The organism is Cupriavidus necator A5-1 (assembly GCF_000744095.1).
Taxonomy (GTDB): domain Bacteria; phylum Pseudomonadota; class Gammaproteobacteria; order Burkholderiales; family Burkholderiaceae; genus Cupriavidus; species Cupriavidus necator_A.
Window position 1 is genome coordinate 2,446,599 of record NZ_JQLI01000008.1, and the last position, 14,937, is coordinate 2,461,535.

The 14,937-nt window shown below is 61.9% G+C and carries 16 protein-coding genes; 7 read left to right on the top strand and 9 right to left on the bottom strand.

Going from position 1 to position 14,937, the window contains the following annotated elements; translation table 11 throughout:
• The first annotated feature begins 65 nt into the window (after positions 1 to 65).
• Positions 66 to 785 (top strand): Crp/Fnr family transcriptional regulator, encoded by a 720-nt coding sequence (locus K307_RS35335; RefSeq protein ID WP_042885702.1) that lies wholly within the window; start codon positions 66 to 68, stop codon positions 783 to 785.
• Positions 786 to 837: 52 nt separating this feature from the next.
• On the opposite strand, the gene K307_RS35340 is transcribed toward K307_RS35335, so the two are convergent.
• Positions 838 to 1,089, bottom strand: coding sequence for a DUF1488 domain-containing protein (locus tag K307_RS35340; RefSeq protein ID WP_042885703.1), 252 nt, complete (start codon positions 1,087 to 1,089; stop codon positions 838 to 840).
• A gap of 333 nt (positions 1,090 to 1,422) precedes the next feature.
• On the opposite strand from K307_RS35340, the gene K307_RS35345 reads away from it, so the two are divergent.
• From K307_RS35345 to K307_RS35355, 3 genes are all read left to right on the top strand, one after another.
• A complete protein-coding gene (locus tag K307_RS35345; RefSeq protein WP_042885704.1) occupies positions 1,423 to 2,601 on the top strand; it encodes a fatty acid desaturase in 1,179 nt (392 codons plus the stop codon).
• Positions 2,602 to 3,226: 625 nt separating this feature from the next.
• Positions 3,227 to 3,685 (top strand): fumarate hydratase, encoded by a 459-nt coding sequence (locus tag K307_RS46860; protein ID WP_080745336.1) that lies wholly within the window; start codon positions 3,227 to 3,229, stop codon positions 3,683 to 3,685.
• A gap of 221 nt (positions 3,686 to 3,906) precedes the next feature.
• On the top strand, positions 3,907 to 4,215 hold the full coding sequence (locus K307_RS35355; protein WP_042885705.1) for an H-NS family nucleoid-associated regulatory protein: 309 nt from the start codon (positions 3,907 to 3,909) through the stop codon (positions 4,213 to 4,215).
• Between the two features lie 324 nt (positions 4,216 to 4,539).
• On the opposite strand, the gene K307_RS35360 is transcribed toward K307_RS35355, so the two are convergent.
• The 4 genes from K307_RS35360 to K307_RS35375 all read right to left on the bottom strand — a co-directional run bounded on the left by K307_RS35360 (position 4,540) and on the right by K307_RS35375 (position 8,368).
• Positions 4,540 to 4,827, bottom strand: coding sequence for a GYD domain-containing protein (locus K307_RS35360; RefSeq protein ID WP_042885706.1), 288 nt, complete (start codon positions 4,825 to 4,827; stop codon positions 4,540 to 4,542).
• Between the two features lie 263 nt (positions 4,828 to 5,090).
• Positions 5,091 to 6,110, bottom strand: a complete 1,020-nt coding sequence (locus tag K307_RS35365; protein ID WP_042885709.1) for a TGS domain-containing protein — start codon at positions 6,108 to 6,110, stop codon at positions 5,091 to 5,093.
• Between the two features lie 68 nt (positions 6,111 to 6,178).
• Positions 6,179 to 7,279, bottom strand: coding sequence for an AmmeMemoRadiSam system radical SAM enzyme (amrS, locus tag K307_RS35370; protein WP_042885710.1), 1,101 nt, complete (start codon positions 7,277 to 7,279; stop codon positions 6,179 to 6,181).
• A 180-nt stretch (positions 7,280 to 7,459) separates the two neighbouring features.
• Positions 7,460 to 8,368, bottom strand: a complete 909-nt coding sequence (locus K307_RS35375) for an alpha/beta fold hydrolase (protein WP_051975307.1) — start codon at positions 8,366 to 8,368, stop codon at positions 7,460 to 7,462.
• A 569-nt stretch (positions 8,369 to 8,937) separates the two neighbouring features.
• Here K307_RS35375 and K307_RS35380 point away from each other — a divergent pair.
• Complete coding sequence (locus K307_RS35380; protein WP_042885712.1) at positions 8,938 to 9,984, top strand: SGNH/GDSL hydrolase family protein; 1,047 nt, start codon at positions 8,938 to 8,940, stop codon at positions 9,982 to 9,984.
• Positions 9,985 to 10,051: 67 nt separating this feature from the next.
• On the opposite strand, the gene K307_RS35385 is transcribed toward K307_RS35380, so the two are convergent.
• Both K307_RS35385 and K307_RS35390 read right to left on the bottom strand, forming a co-directional pair.
• On the bottom strand, positions 10,052 to 11,449 hold the full coding sequence (locus tag K307_RS35385; protein ID WP_042885713.1) for an MFS transporter: 1,398 nt from the start codon (positions 11,447 to 11,449) through the stop codon (positions 10,052 to 10,054).
• Positions 11,446 to 12,237, bottom strand: a complete 792-nt coding sequence (locus K307_RS35390) for a hypothetical protein (protein WP_042885715.1) — start codon at positions 12,235 to 12,237, stop codon at positions 11,446 to 11,448. Before K307_RS35390 ends, K307_RS35385 begins: the two co-directional genes overlap by 4 nt.
• Positions 12,238 to 12,429: 192 nt before the next feature.
• Here K307_RS35390 and K307_RS35395 point away from each other — a divergent pair, with 192 nt between their 5' ends.
• A complete protein-coding gene (locus K307_RS35395; protein WP_042887819.1) occupies positions 12,430 to 12,717 on the top strand; it encodes a helix-turn-helix domain-containing protein in 288 nt (95 codons plus the stop codon).
• 90 nt (positions 12,718 to 12,807) lie between these two features.
• Here the strand turns inward: K307_RS35395 and K307_RS35400 are convergent, their stop codons facing one another.
• A complete protein-coding gene (locus tag K307_RS35400) occupies positions 12,808 to 13,833 on the bottom strand; it encodes an FUSC family protein (RefSeq protein ID WP_042885717.1) in 1,026 nt (341 codons plus the stop codon).
• A 143-nt stretch (positions 13,834 to 13,976) separates the two neighbouring features.
• Complete coding sequence (locus tag K307_RS35405) at positions 13,977 to 14,279, bottom strand: hypothetical protein (RefSeq protein ID WP_022535153.1); 303 nt, start codon at positions 14,277 to 14,279, stop codon at positions 13,977 to 13,979.
• 349 nt (positions 14,280 to 14,628) lie between these two features.
• Between K307_RS35405 and K307_RS35410 the strand changes: the two genes are divergently transcribed.
• Positions 14,629 to 14,922: a hypothetical protein gene (locus K307_RS35410; RefSeq protein ID WP_042885718.1), complete on the top strand. Its 294-nt coding sequence runs from the start codon at positions 14,629 to 14,631 to the stop codon at positions 14,920 to 14,922.
• The last annotated feature ends 15 nt before the right edge of the window (positions 14,923 to 14,937 follow it).

The following is a 14,937-nucleotide window of genomic DNA, read 5'->3' on the forward strand; positions in this document are numbered from 1 at the left end:
AGACTCCAGACCTGGGCAAGGTCGACTTCACTGATATCAAGCTGTCTGACCGGTGAGATGCAGTCATGAGTGTCACGCACGATCCGAAGTCCAATCACCTTCTCGCCGCGCTGCCAGCCGTCGACTGGGAGCGCCTCGCACCCCACCTGACGCTGGTGGAGCTACCGCTGGGCCATGTGGTGTATGAGTCAGGAGATCAACAAGGCTACGTCTACTTCCCGACCAATTCGATCATTTCGCTGCTGTACGTGATGGAAGACGGCGCGTCCGCCGAGATCGCAATCGTGGGCAATGAGGGGATGGTTGGGATTGCGATCTTCATGGGGGGCGAAACGACCCCGAGCCGCGCCATCGTGCAAAGCGCCGGGCATGGATACCGCCTGAGCGCAACGATCCTGAAGCAGGAGTTCGTACGGGGCGGATCTCTGCAGCGCCTGTTGCTCCGCTATACGCAGGCGCTCATTACGCAGATGGCGCAAACCGCTGTATGCAATCGCCATCACTCCATCGACCAGCAACTATGCCGATGGCTGCTGCTGAGCATCGACCGGCTGCCCTCCAACGAGTTGACGATGACGCAGGAACTCATTGCCAACATGCTGGGGGTGCGGCGCTCCGGCGTGACCGAGGCCGCCTTGAAGCTCCAGGCCGCGGGCCTGATCCGCTACAGCCATGGGCATATTGCTGTACTCGACCGGATTGGCTTGGAAGAACGAGTATGCGAGTGTTACGCCGTCGTGAAGCGAGAGTTCGATCGCTTGCTGCCTGATCTGTCGGCGCCTTGAAGTGCAAAGGTTGGGGCACCTGGCACGCCGTTCTGCCTGCCAGCCGCCGCCACTACGAAATGGTGTAGGTATTGCGCGCGCCCGGCGTGTATATATCCTGTGCCAGCAGCAATATCCGTTCGCGATGGAGGTCGAATGTGGCCAGAAGGGAAGCCTCTTCGAAAGCCATCTCCTGACTCAGGGAAAAAAGGATATTGTCAGAAACCTGGAATGCGACTTCGCGGGCGTTGTCGTAGCCCCAGAAACATACACAGTGCCGCGCCGCATCGTAGCTACGGCTGGGATTGGGGAAATTCAGTGCCATGGTGTACTCCTACGATCCAGTGGTGTCGGGCGCTCCTTGACTACAGTTCCTTGACTACAGCTCCTTGACTACAGGTGTTCGCACGGTGGTGCCAACCCCAGTATGCGCCGTTTTCTTGATTCAAAGCGGGTTTCGACCACTCCGCGCGCTGGACGGCGCGGTAGACGCTAAGGCGTCGCAATGTCGTTACGTGCCTTTGCCGCGCCGGAATCAAGTGCCGTGATCTTTTTCAGCCTTGCGGCGTAGTCGCGCGTGTCCACCAGCGTACCGACACGCCTTGCTATTGGGCATATCTGTTTTTTTACGCACTCTGATCTTGCGAAGGAGCCGGCGATGCACCTTGGCCTGCTTAGTCTCCCCTGGTGGGGTTACGCACTTGTGACGCTGGGCTTGACCCACATCACCATCGCGTCGGTCACCATCTTCCTGCACCGTCACCAGGCCCACCGCGCCCTTGATCTGCATCCCATTGTCAGCCACTTCCTGCGCTTCTGGCTGTGGCTGACCACCGGCATGGTGACCAGGGAGTGGGTGGCGATCCATCGCAAGCACCACGCCAAGTGCGAAACTCCGGAAGACCCGCACAGCCCGCAGTTCTACGGCATCAGGCGAGTGCTGCTGGAAGGTGCCGAACTCTATCGCAGCGAGGCCAGGAACGCTGCAACGCTGGAAAGGTATGGACATGGCACCCCTGACGACTGGATTGAGCGCAATCTCTATGCGAAGCACGTCGGGCTAGGGATCGGCTTCATGCTGGCGATCGACCTGGTGCTGTTCGGCCCGATCGGACTGAGCATCTGGGCAGTGCAGATGCTGTGGGTGCCGTTCTTCGCCGCGGGCGTGATCAACGGCATCGGCCATTACTGGGGCTACCGCACGTATGCGCCGAATGACACTTCCACCAATATCGTGCCGTGGGGCATTCTGATCGGCGGCGAGGAGCTGCACAACAACCACCATGCCTACGTCACCTCAGCCAGGCTGTCCAGCAGGTGGTGGGAGTTTGACCTTGGTTGGATGTACATCCGTTTGCTGGTGACTCTCGGTCTTGCCAGGGTACGCAGGGTGGCGCCAAAGGTCCGCCTCAATCCGGACAGGGCAGGCTGCGACGCGCAGACCCTGCAGGCCATCACCACTCACCGCTACCATGTACTGGCCAGGTTCGCCAATACCCTGCAGCAAACCGCGTTGGAGGAAATTCGCACCCTGCGGGTGCGTGCGCTCCCGGGTCTGAATGAGGCCAATGCGCAGGAAGCGCTCAAGCATTGGCTGCAAAGGGAATGGGAGGCGCTACCGGAGCGTGAACGCGCAGTCCTGCACCAGGCACTGCATGCCAGCAAGTTGCTGCGCACGATCTATGCGATGCGCCAGGACCTTACCGCGTTGTGGAGCTGTCCCGCCAACTCGACCGAGCAAGTGGTCAAGCAGCTGGAAGACTGGTGCCGGCGCGCCGACGAAAGCGGCATTGATGCGCTGCGGGAGTTCTCCCGGAGGCTCCGCTGCTACGCCTGACCGTTGGGAAAAGATTTAGCGCGTTGTACGGAAGTGCGCCTGGTGAGATGCTGCTGAATGAGCCTTGGCGTATGTAGTTGCCTGGCCGGAATCGAGGTGCCCGCAGTTGACGGAGACAGCCTTGTCCGCCACACCCGGGTACGGCACCGTACCGACACAAACCAGGCGCATGCCTATCCTTATTGCAGATGTCGATCCCCAAAGAGTGGAGCCGGTGGATCCATTTGCGTCGACCGACGATAACGAGTGCTGATGATCCTTGGAAATAAGGAGCGGGTGGGGAGAGTAACCGAAAGCCAGTCAAGTGCAGCGCCGAGGCCCCAATTGCGGCTTGCATAGGCACACTGGACGATAGCGTCATGTTTCCACGCCCTCGGTCATGCCGGGGGCTTGTTCTTTGGGCGCGTCCGATCAATTTTCAGTCGCGGTGGGATTGTCCTCGGCGGGTCGGACAGGAGGCCCTGGTTGTACCACGCCGGCGAGTCCCGCAGACCAGCAGGCTAAGCCCCCCTGTGTCGCTATTGCGATAAGTCGGCGCATGCACTGCCATATAGTCGTCTTCAAATCGCTGACACCTGGCTCCAGCGGTTATACTCCGTGCTCCACAACTAACGGGTAATCAAACATGGTCGCAGCAACCAAGGCAACTTCTCAGAAGAGCGCAGTCACCAAGAAAAAGCCTGCCGCAAAGAAGATGTCTGTTCCGACGAAAAAGGCCAGCGTGCTCGCACGTGAAGCCCAGGCAGCAAAGAAGCGCTTGCTGAAACTGCGCGCCGACACGAAGAAGGCAATCGAAGCGGCAAAGCGTGAGGTCGCCCAGGCAGTAGAAGCCGCAAAGGCCGCGCTGAGTTTTGAGAAGCAAGCCGCAAAGGACAAGCTCGCGGCGAAGAAGGCCAAGGCAGCCGGCGCCAGGAAGGCAGCGGGCAAGAAGGCCGCCGCCACGAAGGCGGCTCCGAAAAAAGCCGCTCCCAGTAAAGCCGCCGCGAAAGCTGCCCCGAAAAAGGCTGCGGTGAAATCGGCTACGACGAAGCGGGCTCCGGCGAAGAAAGCGGTTCCGCAGGGAACTGTAGCGACGCCGGCTTAATCCTGGCCTCGGCTGGTACGGTACTTGGCCAGCCCGTCAATTGACGGAAGCGGGGCGCACAGGTTGCGCCCCAGGCCAATACGAGACCAAGCCATACGTCAACAAAACAGTAATCCGATTTGAATCTCCGCCACCGTCTGAGCGTTAGAAAACGAATACCTTGCCGACCTACTTTGGAATGCGTGTAAGTCTATCGTGACCTAAAGATTGGAGGCGAAGATATGGCAACCTATAAAGAACTCATTGCTCAAAAGCAAGCTCTGGAAGCCCAGATCGAAGAGGCGCGCGCAACCGAGGTAGCGAGCGTGATCGACCAGATTCGCGGCCTGATGGCTCAGTATGGTCTCTCGCCGGAAGACGTAGCGCCGCGGCGCCGTCGGGGGCACCCTGCAGCTGCCGCTTCCACGAAAAAGGAGCCGCTGCCGCCGAAGTATATGGATCCCAAGACTGGGAAGACCTGGTCGGGACGAGGCCGGGCGCCTTCGTGGCTTGGCAAACGACCCGAGCGTTTCCTCATTCCGCAGGAATGACCCGTCGACCGAAATAGCTCAATGGCGGCGCCTGCGAGGCGAGCGATCAACGTCGCCGCATATGCCGCCGATAAAAAAAGCACCTTCTACAGGTGCTCAGCGCTTCCAACCATTGGACGCATCCGAACCGGGTCAGCAACTTATGATCCGGTTCGGACCTGCAGGCATATCCGGCCTGCACGATCACACTTCATCTGGGAAACGTGATCGTTTTGCTGACTTACCTTCGCTTTGCTAAAGCGTGTCTCAGTCAGCACTTCAATTATAGGGCAGCCGACGATCAGGTCAACCCGAATCCGACCGTGCCTGATCCATCGATCTCCGTTACAGGGCCGCGATGAACTCGTCCCATGGCGTCGCTTGCAGCGTCTCGGTCGCGGCGTGTCCATAGCCTCGGATGATCAACGCCGCCCGCTCGAGTTGCTTCAGGTCGTTCGACTCAACAATGTCCACGACGTCAAAGCGTCCGAGTGTCAGATAGCTGTCCTTCCAGGTGACGGCAGGGCATTCGGTCTTGATTTTCTCGGCCACTGTGGCGGCCAGCTTCTTCATGTCCTTGGGATCCGTGAACGCGTCAGGAGCGAGACGGCTGAGGATGACGTATGTAGTCATGGCATACCTCCGTGCAAGAAGTTGCTCCGCAATCCGGCACGGCAGTCATTTAGGAGCAACCGGCCGTGCGTTAAGCAGAAGCGTTGCTGCGCGTCTGCCATCGCCATTCGCCTGCTTCAATCGGCCGCAAGCGACGTTGCATTGCCTCAAGCCGGCACCGAGCACGCGATAGACGGTCTTTTAGTCTAGGTCATCGTCGCTCGCCTACTGCGATGTGGCCATCAATGAGCTTTCTGCGGCCGTAGCTTCGGCCAGCGATGCGCCTACGCATGCAGTTCCACCACGTCTGCATCGGCAACCGGATGATCGGCGCCCACCTGCTGGCCGCTGAACTTGCCACTCCCCCAAATCCGGGCGAACTTGAATGTACGCGCGAGATCGGGGTGCACCCGCAGGGCGACATCCAGCACGGTGTCGCCGCGGCGCATCGTAAACGGCCGATTCTGGTCGACGGGTTTCCCGGGTGCCTTGGTGTAGACACGCACGACGCCCAGGGCGCTGAAAAGAAACGGACCAATCGCGGCCAGTCCTCGTCCGCGGGTCGCCGAGGTTGCGAGCGCAGGAAAGCGTACACCGAGCAGGTCTTCGAGCACGGCCGCGTCTTCCGGGCTGGCGAGATCGGTCTTGTTGGCCAGCAGCAGGGTAGGAAGTTGAACACTGAATGGGTCAGCCGGCGCCGGTTCCTCCGATGCCCCAGGACTGCTGGCCTGACCCGGCCAGCGCTCCGACAGGATAATCCTTGCCTCGGCGAGTCGCTGCAGAATCAACACCAACTGTTCTGTACAGTCTGGCGCGCTCAGATCGACCACGAGCAGTACGCCGTCTGTCACCCGCAATAGGTCGGTAAGCCCGGGTTGCATGAATTCGACTGATACAGGTGGCAGATCCACCAGCTGGAAAGCAATGTCCTCGAACGGCAACATGGCGGGAATCGGCAACTGGGTCGGGTGAGGGTAGGGCCCGACCTCGCTTCTCGATCCTGTCAACTGTGCGTGCAGGCTGGATTTTCCCGCGCCGGGCGGGCCGATCAGACAGAGCTGGGCCGCGCCTTCGGGGTGCACCGCATGGGACGGCCCTCGGTGAGCCGCCTTCCCGTGGCCTGCGGATTCCAGGGTGAGTTCCCTGATCCGCGACTTGATATCGGCTTGCAGACGCTCCGTCCCCTTGTGCTTTGGGATGACACGGAGCATCTCCTTCAGGCATTCGAGCTGCTCGCGCGGCTGGCGTGCCAGCCGATAGGCTTGTTCGGCCTGCTTGTACTCGGGAGTGAGGTTTGCTGGCATGGGGCCGTCAGCGCAGAGAGACTCGAACCTGATCCGCCCATCGGGGCGCTGTGCGCTGCACCATCGGCCTACATCCCGATGCGTACAGGAATCCGCCGCCGCCCGAACTGATGCTCGAAATGCCCGAAGCAACCCGCAACCGGCGCAAAACAGTCGGGGCAGGTTCCGGTGCGCGTGAGGCGATAGCTTTCAATGGCATGCCAGTCGCGCACGATGAGCGGTGCACGGCAGGCGGGGCAGTAGGTGGTTGCGCCTGCCGTGTCGTGGACGTTGCCGGTGTACACATAAAGCAGCCCCGCCTCGGTCGCGAGCTTGCGGGCACGCGCAAGGGTGGAGAACGGCGTCGGTGGCACGTCGCGCATCTTGTAGTCGGGATGAAATCCCGTAAAGTGCAGCGGGATGTCGGTGCCCAGTTCCTTCGCGATCCACTGGGCCTCTGCGCGGATTTCCTCATCGCTGTCGTTCTTGCCCGGAATGAGCAGCGTTGTGATCTCGAGCCAGACTTTCGTTTCGTGCCTCAGGTACAGGAGCGTATCCAGCACCGGCTGCAAATGCGCGCCGGTGAATGAAACATAGAACGCGTCGGTAAAGCCTTTCAGATCGACGTTCGCCGCGTCCATCCTGCTATAGAAGTCGCGTCGTGCCTGCGCGCCCATATACCCGGCGGTCACCGCCACAGCCAGGATGCCCAGTTCGTGGCAAGCATCGGCTACGTCCATGGCGTATTCGGCAAAAATCACGGGGTCGTTGTACGTAAACGCCACGCTCTTGCAGTCATGGGCCGCCGCCGCTTCGGCAATGGCTTCGGGCATGGCCGAAGCGGCCAGGGTCTCCATCTCACGTGATTTGCTGATGTCCCAGTTCTGGCAGAACTTGCAAGCCAGGTTGCAGCCTGCCGTGCCGAACGACAGAACGGCGCTGCCCGGGTAGAAGTGGTTGAGCGGCTTCTTTTCGATCGGGTCGATGCAGAAGCCCGATGAGCGGCCATAGGCGGTCAGCAGCATCCGGGCGCCAAGCCGCTGACGCACGAAGCAGGCGCCGCGCTGCTCGTCATGCAGGCGGCAGTGGCGCGGACACAGGTCGCACTGCATGCGGCCGTCGTCCAGGAAATGCCAGTAGCGACCGGGATAAGTTCCCGGAGAAGTGGCTGGAGAGGCTGCATCCTTCATGATTCCGTCTCCGCACAGGGTCTGCGCCCTGCATCCTCATTGCTGACTCCATTCCCCGGCCCGGTGGGCTGGCAGTTTCATTTTAGTTTGCAGTCAGCGCTCCGCCGATCACAATTGCTGCGGTCGAAGGCCTGGCGTTGCGACAGGTACCCTAGAGCAGCGATCCATTTTCCCGCGGCGTCAATGCGCAGCCAGGAATTCACTCACGCGCTCAGTGAAAAATCTGGGGTTGGCGCGAAACATGCCATGGCCAGCGTTCGGAATCACCGTTTTCTGGACTTGCTTCAGGCACGGGTGGAGCGCCTCTTGCATGTAGCCGTAGATTGGAGGGCTTCTGTCCCCGGTAATGAGCAAGACCGGTGCGGTGATCCGTGCAGCGTCATTGCAAGCGAAAGGTTGCCGGTCATCATCTGCCAATGTTTTCGCCGTCCAGGCATTAGCGCGCCAAACGCTGCGCGATGTCGCCGATGCTGCGTCCCAGGCTCCCGCGCCACCTACGCCATTGATCCACAATGCAGCACCGCCCTCAAGGTCTCCCTCCCTGAATCGCTCGTTCATCGCTCGGGACATCGCGGTGCGTTGAGATTCAGCGGCCTGCACTTCCGGCCGGTTGGGTAGCAAGGTCACCAACGGCGCTGGGTCGGCCAGGATCACGGTACGCGTCAGTTCCGGATGCGCCAGGGCCGCGAAGAGGACCACCGCGCCACCGCGTGAGTGCCCCAGCAGGTGTACGGGCCCGGCGCCGAGCGCCTGGCTGAAGGCGGCCAGATCGGCAGCGTGCTGCGCTAGCGCGGCGTCATTCCCCTTGCCATCCCATGACTCCGGGTAGGCGTGCCTGAGGCTGACCGAGATTGTTCGGTAATGACTCGAGAACTGGGGCATGACGGCTTCCCAATTGCGATAATCACCAAGGGTCCCGTGCACAAGGACGAGGGGGATGCCTTGTCCTCGCTCGATGTAGGCCATGTCGTAACCGTTGACCCGTAGTGCCTTTACGTCGGGCGGGAGTTCCCAGGTACGGGGTGTCACGTTTGTGCAGGCCTTCAGGCAGGCAGCCACGAACACAACGCCGAGCAATTTCCATTTCATGATGCACTCCGCGTGCGACGCCGCGAACAGCTTTCTCGCAGGGAATATTGAGGACGTCTGCAATCTTGTCGACGAACTTTACCGCTAGCGCTTCGTAGCCGTTCGCGGTAGGGTGAATTTCGCTCTCCCAGTCAGCATGCCGTCGCTTTCGTATCGCTGAAAAAAAATCGTAGGCGCAGTCAGGGAAAAGCCAAGTCATTGCGCTCGAAGTCTGGTCTGCACGGAATTTAAAATGCTTCAGCCATGAAACACCTCGCACGTGCAGCGAGTACTTTTTGCCCTGCTCACGAGCGTCCCAAGGGTCTGCGCGCTTCTATTCCGCTTGCCTTTCTCGTGAAACCCAATAGTTTTATACATCAGTACTAGACAGAGTTTGGTTTCCCACTAGCGGCAAGGCGGCTGTCAAGCTTGGACCAGGCCAGGGAAATCGAGCAAGCGCGCGTAGTGGCTTTTGTTTGCCGGACAGCCAAGCGGTAGTTTGATTGTCCGTCGCGCCATACATGCGCTCTTCACTCCATTGGCGTCCTGATGGCGCAAACGACTGGGGCACTTACCTTGGAAGGTTTCCCATGAAAGCACTCGAACAGTCCCTTGTCGGCCACGTCCGCGCAGGACTTCTATGTGTCGCTGTCGCACTGTTCGCCGCCTGCGGTGGGTCAGGTAACGACGGCAAACCAGCAGAGAATCCGCCCCTCAAATTCCAGGTAGTCTCGTTTGGCGACAGCATTTCTGATGTAGGAAGCTATGCGCCAGTTGCGCAACTGGTCGGCGGCGGGCGTTTCACCACTAACCCTGGACAGGTGTGGACCCAGGATGTTGCGAATTTCTTTGGTGGGACGCTGACGGCGGCGCAAACGGGTGGCTACGGGGCTCCGGTGCAGAATCACGCTGACGGGCTGGGTTACGCTCAAGGCGGCGCCCGTGTAACGGATCCCAACGGCATCAGTTTCAAGGCAAATGGCCTCGGCGCTTTGACGGTACCGATTGCAACGCAGCTACAGAACCACCTTGCAGCGCACGGTAACTTCAATGACGGCCAGCTTGTTCTTGTCCAGGGAGGCGGCAGTGACATCCTGATCCACGCCGGCGCGGTTGTGGCGGGAAGTGAGACATCTGCTGACGCGGATCAGGCCGTGACCCTTGCCGCGCAGCAATTGGCGGCAATCGTCGGAAAGATCCTCCAATCCGGCGCAAAGCATGTCGTTGTCTCAAACGTTGGAAATATCGGCGTCTCACCGCGCGGAGTCAGCGACGCCAGCCTCGGCTCCCTTCTCACCGGGCTCTCGTCAACCTTCAATTCAGCGTTGACGAACGCGCTCCAGGCTGCAGGCATCCAGAACCAGGTCATCAACATCGATCAGTTCGCCTTCATCAACGATGTCCTTGCCCATTTCAAGGAGAAGGGATTCCAGGTCAGCAATACCGGGACCGGGTGCAACCTGCAGCTTCTGTCCAAGGAGATAGAAGTGAGTTCCCTGTTTTGCTCACCAAAGACCTACACGGTGCCGGACGCCGATCAAACCTACATGTTTGCAGATGAAGTCCATCCAACAACGCATCTTCACTCGCTGTTTGCGACCCTGGTGGAGCAGGCCGTGCAAGCGGCGAACAAATAGGAGATCGGATGGTTCCCAATCCCAACTAGTGGATGGCCACGATTCCAATGCGTACACGTTAGCGGCATTACTGGCAGGCGGGTCCGGCAGTGGCAGCGCCGTACCCGGTCTCCAGCCCCACCTTGCGCTCAGCGCGCAAGGCAGCCCGCCGGCCCCGCACGGTGTTGACCCCGCACAGCAGGCCCAGCCCGACGACGAAGTAGCTGCCGGTGACCACCAGAGCCTGCCGGTGATCGCCGCCCGTCAGCCAGCTCGCCAGGCCATAGGTCAGCGGCCCGGCGATTGAGGCCAGCTTGACCGCCAGGCCCCAGAGCCCGAAGAACTCGGCCGCGCGCGAGGGCGGGGCCAGCAGGCCCACCATGGCCCGTCCGGCGGACTGGGCGGCGCCCAGGCACAGGCCGGCCACATTGGCGGCAAGCCAGAACAGCGGCGCTTCGCGCGCGGCGCGCGCCAGCAGGATGGTCAGGATCCAGCCCAGCAGCGTCAGGGCAATGGCGCGCACGTGGCCGATGCGGTCCTGCACAGGGCCGAACAGGAAGGCGCCGGCCGCCGCCGTCAGGTTGACCACCAGCACCAGGGTCAGCGTCTGCTGCATGGTGAAGCCCATGGCCTGGTTGGCGTAGATGGCGGTCAGCGTGATCACCGCCTGGATTCCGGCCTGGTAGAAGAGGGTGCACAGCAGGAAGCGGCGCAGGTCCCGGAACTGGCGCAGGTGGCCCAGGCGTTCCCATACCCTGGCCCAGGCCATGCCGATGGCCTGTTCGCCGGCCGACGAGGCCGCAGCGATCTGCGGCGCGCCGCGGTCGCGCAGCAGCAGGAAGGTAGGCAGGCTCGCCACGGCAAAGATGGCCGCCGTGATCAGCATGGTGACGGGCACGAACTGGCTGGCGACGTGGCCGCGTGCGGTGGCCCAGTTGACATAGAGCAGGCATGCACCCAGCGTGGCCAGGCCACCGATATAGCCAAGGCTCCAGCCCCAGCCCGATACCCTGCCCAGCGCGCGGGTGGTGGAGAGCGACGGCAGGAAGGCGGCGATCAGGTTTTCGCCGCTGCCAAAGAAGAAGTTGGACAGGACCACACACAGGATGGCCAGGCCAAGGGTGCCGGGCTGCGCAAAATAGAGCAGGGCGGTGAACACCACGCAACCCGCCGTCGTCACGGCAAGCAGTGTCTTCTTGGCTGCGCGCAGGTCGGCGTAGGCGCCGACGAACGGCGCGCTGAGCACCACCAGCGCATAGGAGAGCGAAAGTGCCGCGGTCCAGGCCAGCGTGGCCCAGGGAGCATTGCCGGCCACCACGGCGACGAAGTAGGCATTGAACAGCGCGGTGATGACCACCGTGGTGTAGCCCGAATTGGCAAAGTCATACATGGCCCACGCCCACACTTCGCGCGGGCGTACGTCGGCGCCCAGGGAAGAGGGCACGCGGGGCTCGCGAGCATGACCACGCGGTTGGGGCACGATCATTCCTCCTCCACGATGCGGCGCCGCTTCAGCCGAAGCAGGACGCCATAGACGGCCAGCGCCGCGAACACGTGCTTGAGCGTGTGCCCGCTGACCAGCCCCGTCAGCGCCGCGATCTGGTGGTCCAGCACATCGCAAACCAGGGCCAGCACATAGCAGCCGGTGATAACCAGCACATCCCGGTCGCCAGTGTATCGCGGCGCATAGAGGCAAAGCAGCAGCGGCACCACCAGCATGGCCCATGCCTGAACCAGGAGATAAGGGCGCAGGTCTCCGATGCCGCGGGCTTCGCTCCATGCCCAGTAGCCGACGCTGGCCGGCCCCAAGATTAGCAGTAGCGGCAGCAGACGCAAGCCGGCCTTCAGGCTGACACGCTCGCACAGGTTGGCGCCCAGCCAGGACATTAGCGCAAGCGCCAGCGGGGCCCTGTCGCACACCAGCCGCTGGTTGTCCGGTGCGAGGTGGTAATAGCCGGAGCCCAGGCCAACGAGGAAGACGGAGAAGAAAAGCAGCCGGTAAGGCCAGGCCTCGGCTGGCGCAATGAAGGCGCGGCGGGCAGCGGTGGTGCCCAGATAGCGCAGGCCGGCCGCGCCCGCGAGCAGGAACAGCAGATTGGAGCCGATGTCGAGGCAGTGAGGCGTGCCGAAGCAGACGTAAGGGTCGGCATAACGATGGTATTGCGGCGGCTGCGCGATGCGCGGCAGCAGCCAGGTCGCGGTGGCCATGGCCGCCACCAGCAGCCAGACTGTGGCAGCCCTGGCGGCAGGGCTGGCTTGTCGGCAGGCGCGCATGATGGCTTTCAATCGCTTGTGGCAGACTCGTTTCTGTGATTTAACATAACATACATTATGCGAACATTTGTTGTTGTAGCGGCTAAGCGGTAATGTCCGGTTCTGGCTAAGTTCAAATGTCCGAGTTTGGCAGGCGTAAGCTTGACGGCTTCCAGCGCACGGGAGCGCGTCCTGCCAGCAGGAGCCATTACCATGACGATACGGCAGATCGACCGGCTCAAGGTCGTTCAAGCGCTGGCAGACGGCTATCTGAAGACAGGGATTGCGGCCGCCAGGCTGGGACTGAGCTCCCGCCAGACCCTGCGCCTGCTGCGGCGCTACCAGCAGCACGGCGCTGCCGGCGTGCTGAATCGCCACCAGGGTCAGCCGGCCAACAACCGGACCCCACCGGGCCTTGCGGCGCGGGCGCTCGGGCTGATCCGCGACAGCTATGCCGACTTCGGCCCGACCCTGGCCGCCGAGAAGCTGCGCGAGCGCTAGGAATGGGGATTGACTCGAAACTAACAGTTGATAATCCAGCGGCGCAGGCGGAAGAAGCCAACGCCAGCAGCTTAGGGCCTTCAGTCCGCCCTATCGTACGACGTACGGAAATCCATACTGTTCGCTCAGCCGGTCTAGCCGTGAGCGTATGCGGGCCAGCTCGCCGGCCAGCTGGCGTGCCATGATCGGAAGCGGCCCCGGCTCCGGGTTCCCCGCACCCGCTGGCGGAGCCAGAGACACGGCCGGCGTTGGCAATGGCGCCTGGCCGGCTTCGAGCGCGTCGGCCATTGCCAGCAATGCGTCATCGATGCCCGGGTCGTCGCCCTCACGAAGGCCAGCCTCCTGTTCGATCGTGGCCATGAGTTCCAGCGCGCTGATACACACGCGAGCGCCATGCTGGATTTCTTCCAGGTCGGCGGTCGGCACACCGGTCTCCTTGGCCACTGAGGGGATCAGCCCGCGCAGCGGGATCAGCTTTGCGCCCAGGTCCAGCATTGTCGTCCGCAGTTCCGAGGCGTCGGAGAAGCCGTACTGCATCTTTGTGTGGGCCGCCATACTGGCCCGCAACAGCCCGGCAAGCCGGATGCGCCATGAATACGAGGCATAGGCCGGCAACGCAAACGAAAACACCAGCGCAATCGCGGTACCGATGAACACGTCGACGGTCCGCCAGAACGCATCATGGATGTTCTGTTCGCCATGGCCCGCGGTGATCACCGCCGTGATCGCTGCAAGCAGCGCGATATAGCCACCCTTGCCGATGGCGTGGTAGGCGCAATAGCCGCAGACCAAGGCCAACAGCGCATACGTCAGCAACGGCGCGCCAAAGTATGACTGCTGCACGATCAGCGCGAAACCGACAAGTGCCCCGATCAACGTGCCGAGCCCTCGTTCGGCTGCGCGGCGCCGGATGTTGCCGTGGTGCTGGAGCCCACCGATGACTACCAGCACGGTGATGGTGGCCCACTCCCCATGCGGGATTTCGATGCCGGTGGTCAAGGCAATCGACACCAGCAACGCGAGCGCGACGCGCGTGGCGTGGAACAGCCTGGCCTGCCGGAAACGCCGGTTCGAGTCGAACAGCACGTCGGTGGTCTTGCGCAGGATATCGAGCATGGTCGCAATGCGTCGGGGAATGGCGTGCGTCCCCCGCGCGATAGCCGGCAAGCCGCTGACGCATGCTTGACTGTTCGGATAGCGGGTGCAGCCAGGAGTATTCAAGACTGCACCCATCGGGTGCGCAAGCGGACGAAAAAACCCTAGATGTCGGGGGCGACGAGGAGCCCACTTTTCACGGTGTGGATCATCGCAAGGCGATCTTCGACTGCCTTGCGCAGGACTTCGCGTCCCCTGAACGGATCCGTCAGGAAACCGGCGTACTGGCTGGCCCGAATCTGCACCTTCAGACTCATCGTCGTCGACCCGCTCTCCGGCCACGTCACCAGGAACGCCGGATGGCTGTCTGCGCACTCAACGAAAGCCGTGTCAGGGGACGGAAAACAGGAATCAGCGCCCTGGGCAAGGAACTGGAGATCCTTGTCCTTGAACTCGTAGGTTGCCATTTCTTTCTCCCATTCGCGCGGAAGATCGTGGCGTAAAAGTCATTATTGCGGGCAGCCGCCGCATCTGCTCATTCCAATGGTAGTGCAGGCGGTACTCGCCTGGAGCAATAGTGGAGCGTCCACCAGATCGTGAGCGGTACGGCGCGCAGCGTTGATGAAGGGGGCTCAGAGATTGGGCGTCCCGCTGGCGACCTGCCGACAGGACTGTAACTTGAATTGTCCCGGGCGGCTTTTTTTGCCACAGTCACCTTAAGCGATCGTTGTCTCTGGTTGGCAAACCGTCCGGGATTGCAAAAGTGGACAGATCGGATCAGCGCCGTAGCGGATCCGAATGGAAACAAGGAGTTGCATGCGCGCTCGCTCACGCCCCTCCGACGCCGGCTACCGCTGGCTGTGGCAGCTGTCGGCCTCCGGTTGGGGGCACTGCGGCCTGGCCTATGTCAGCGGCACACTGCTTGCACCGCGCTGGTGGCCTGCAAGGGACGCCATGCCCCTGCGGGACCGGTACTCGTCGCGGCGCACGGCGCTGGTGCTGTACACCTTTGCCTATCGTGGCGGTGGGGCGCCCGCCGGCACCATGCCACCGCGCGATGGCTTTTCCTGGCGGTACCAGTATTGGGCGAACGGGACCGGGGTGGCCTGATCGCCCACCGGCCCA

Bases quoted from the DNA above. Each gene is read 5' to 3' on its own strand.
- K307_RS35335 (WP_042885702.1), top strand. From the start codon at position 66: ATGAGTGTCACGCACGATCCGAAGTCCAATCACCTTCTCGCCGCGCTG.
- K307_RS35340 (WP_042885703.1), bottom strand. From the start codon at position 1,089: ATGGCACTGAATTTCCCCAATCCCAGCCGTAGCTACGATGCGGCGCGG.
- K307_RS35345 (WP_042885704.1), top strand. From the start codon at position 1,423: ATGCACCTTGGCCTGCTTAGTCTCCCCTGGTGGGGTTACGCACTTGTG.
- K307_RS46860 (WP_080745336.1), top strand. From the start codon at position 3,227: ATGGTCGCAGCAACCAAGGCAACTTCTCAGAAGAGCGCAGTCACCAAG.
- K307_RS35355 (WP_042885705.1), top strand. From the start codon at position 3,907: ATGGCAACCTATAAAGAACTCATTGCTCAAAAGCAAGCTCTGGAAGCC.
- K307_RS35360 (WP_042885706.1), bottom strand. From the start codon at position 4,827: ATGACTACATACGTCATCCTCAGCCGTCTCGCTCCTGACGCGTTCACG.
- K307_RS35365 (WP_042885709.1), bottom strand. From the start codon at position 6,110: ATGCCAGCAAACCTCACTCCCGAGTACAAGCAGGCCGAACAAGCCTAT.
- amrS (WP_042885710.1), bottom strand. From the start codon at position 7,279: ATGAAGGATGCAGCCTCTCCAGCCACTTCTCCGGGAACTTATCCCGGT.
- K307_RS35375 (WP_051975307.1), bottom strand. From the start codon at position 8,368: ATGAAATGGAAATTGCTCGGCGTTGTGTTCGTGGCTGCCTGCCTGAAG.
- K307_RS35380 (WP_042885712.1), top strand. From the start codon at position 8,938: ATGAAAGCACTCGAACAGTCCCTTGTCGGCCACGTCCGCGCAGGACTT.
- K307_RS35385 (WP_042885713.1), bottom strand. From the start codon at position 11,449: ATGATCGTGCCCCAACCGCGTGGTCATGCTCGCGAGCCCCGCGTGCCC.
- K307_RS35390 (WP_042885715.1), bottom strand. From the start codon at position 12,237: ATGCGCGCCTGCCGACAAGCCAGCCCTGCCGCCAGGGCTGCCACAGTC.
- K307_RS35395 (WP_042887819.1), top strand. From the start codon at position 12,430: ATGACGATACGGCAGATCGACCGGCTCAAGGTCGTTCAAGCGCTGGCA.
- K307_RS35400 (WP_042885717.1), bottom strand. From the start codon at position 13,833: ATGCTCGATATCCTGCGCAAGACCACCGACGTGCTGTTCGACTCGAAC.
- K307_RS35405 (WP_022535153.1), bottom strand. From the start codon at position 14,279: ATGGCAACCTACGAGTTCAAGGACAAGGATCTCCAGTTCCTTGCCCAG.
- K307_RS35410 (WP_042885718.1), top strand. From the start codon at position 14,629: ATGCGCGCTCGCTCACGCCCCTCCGACGCCGGCTACCGCTGGCTGTGG.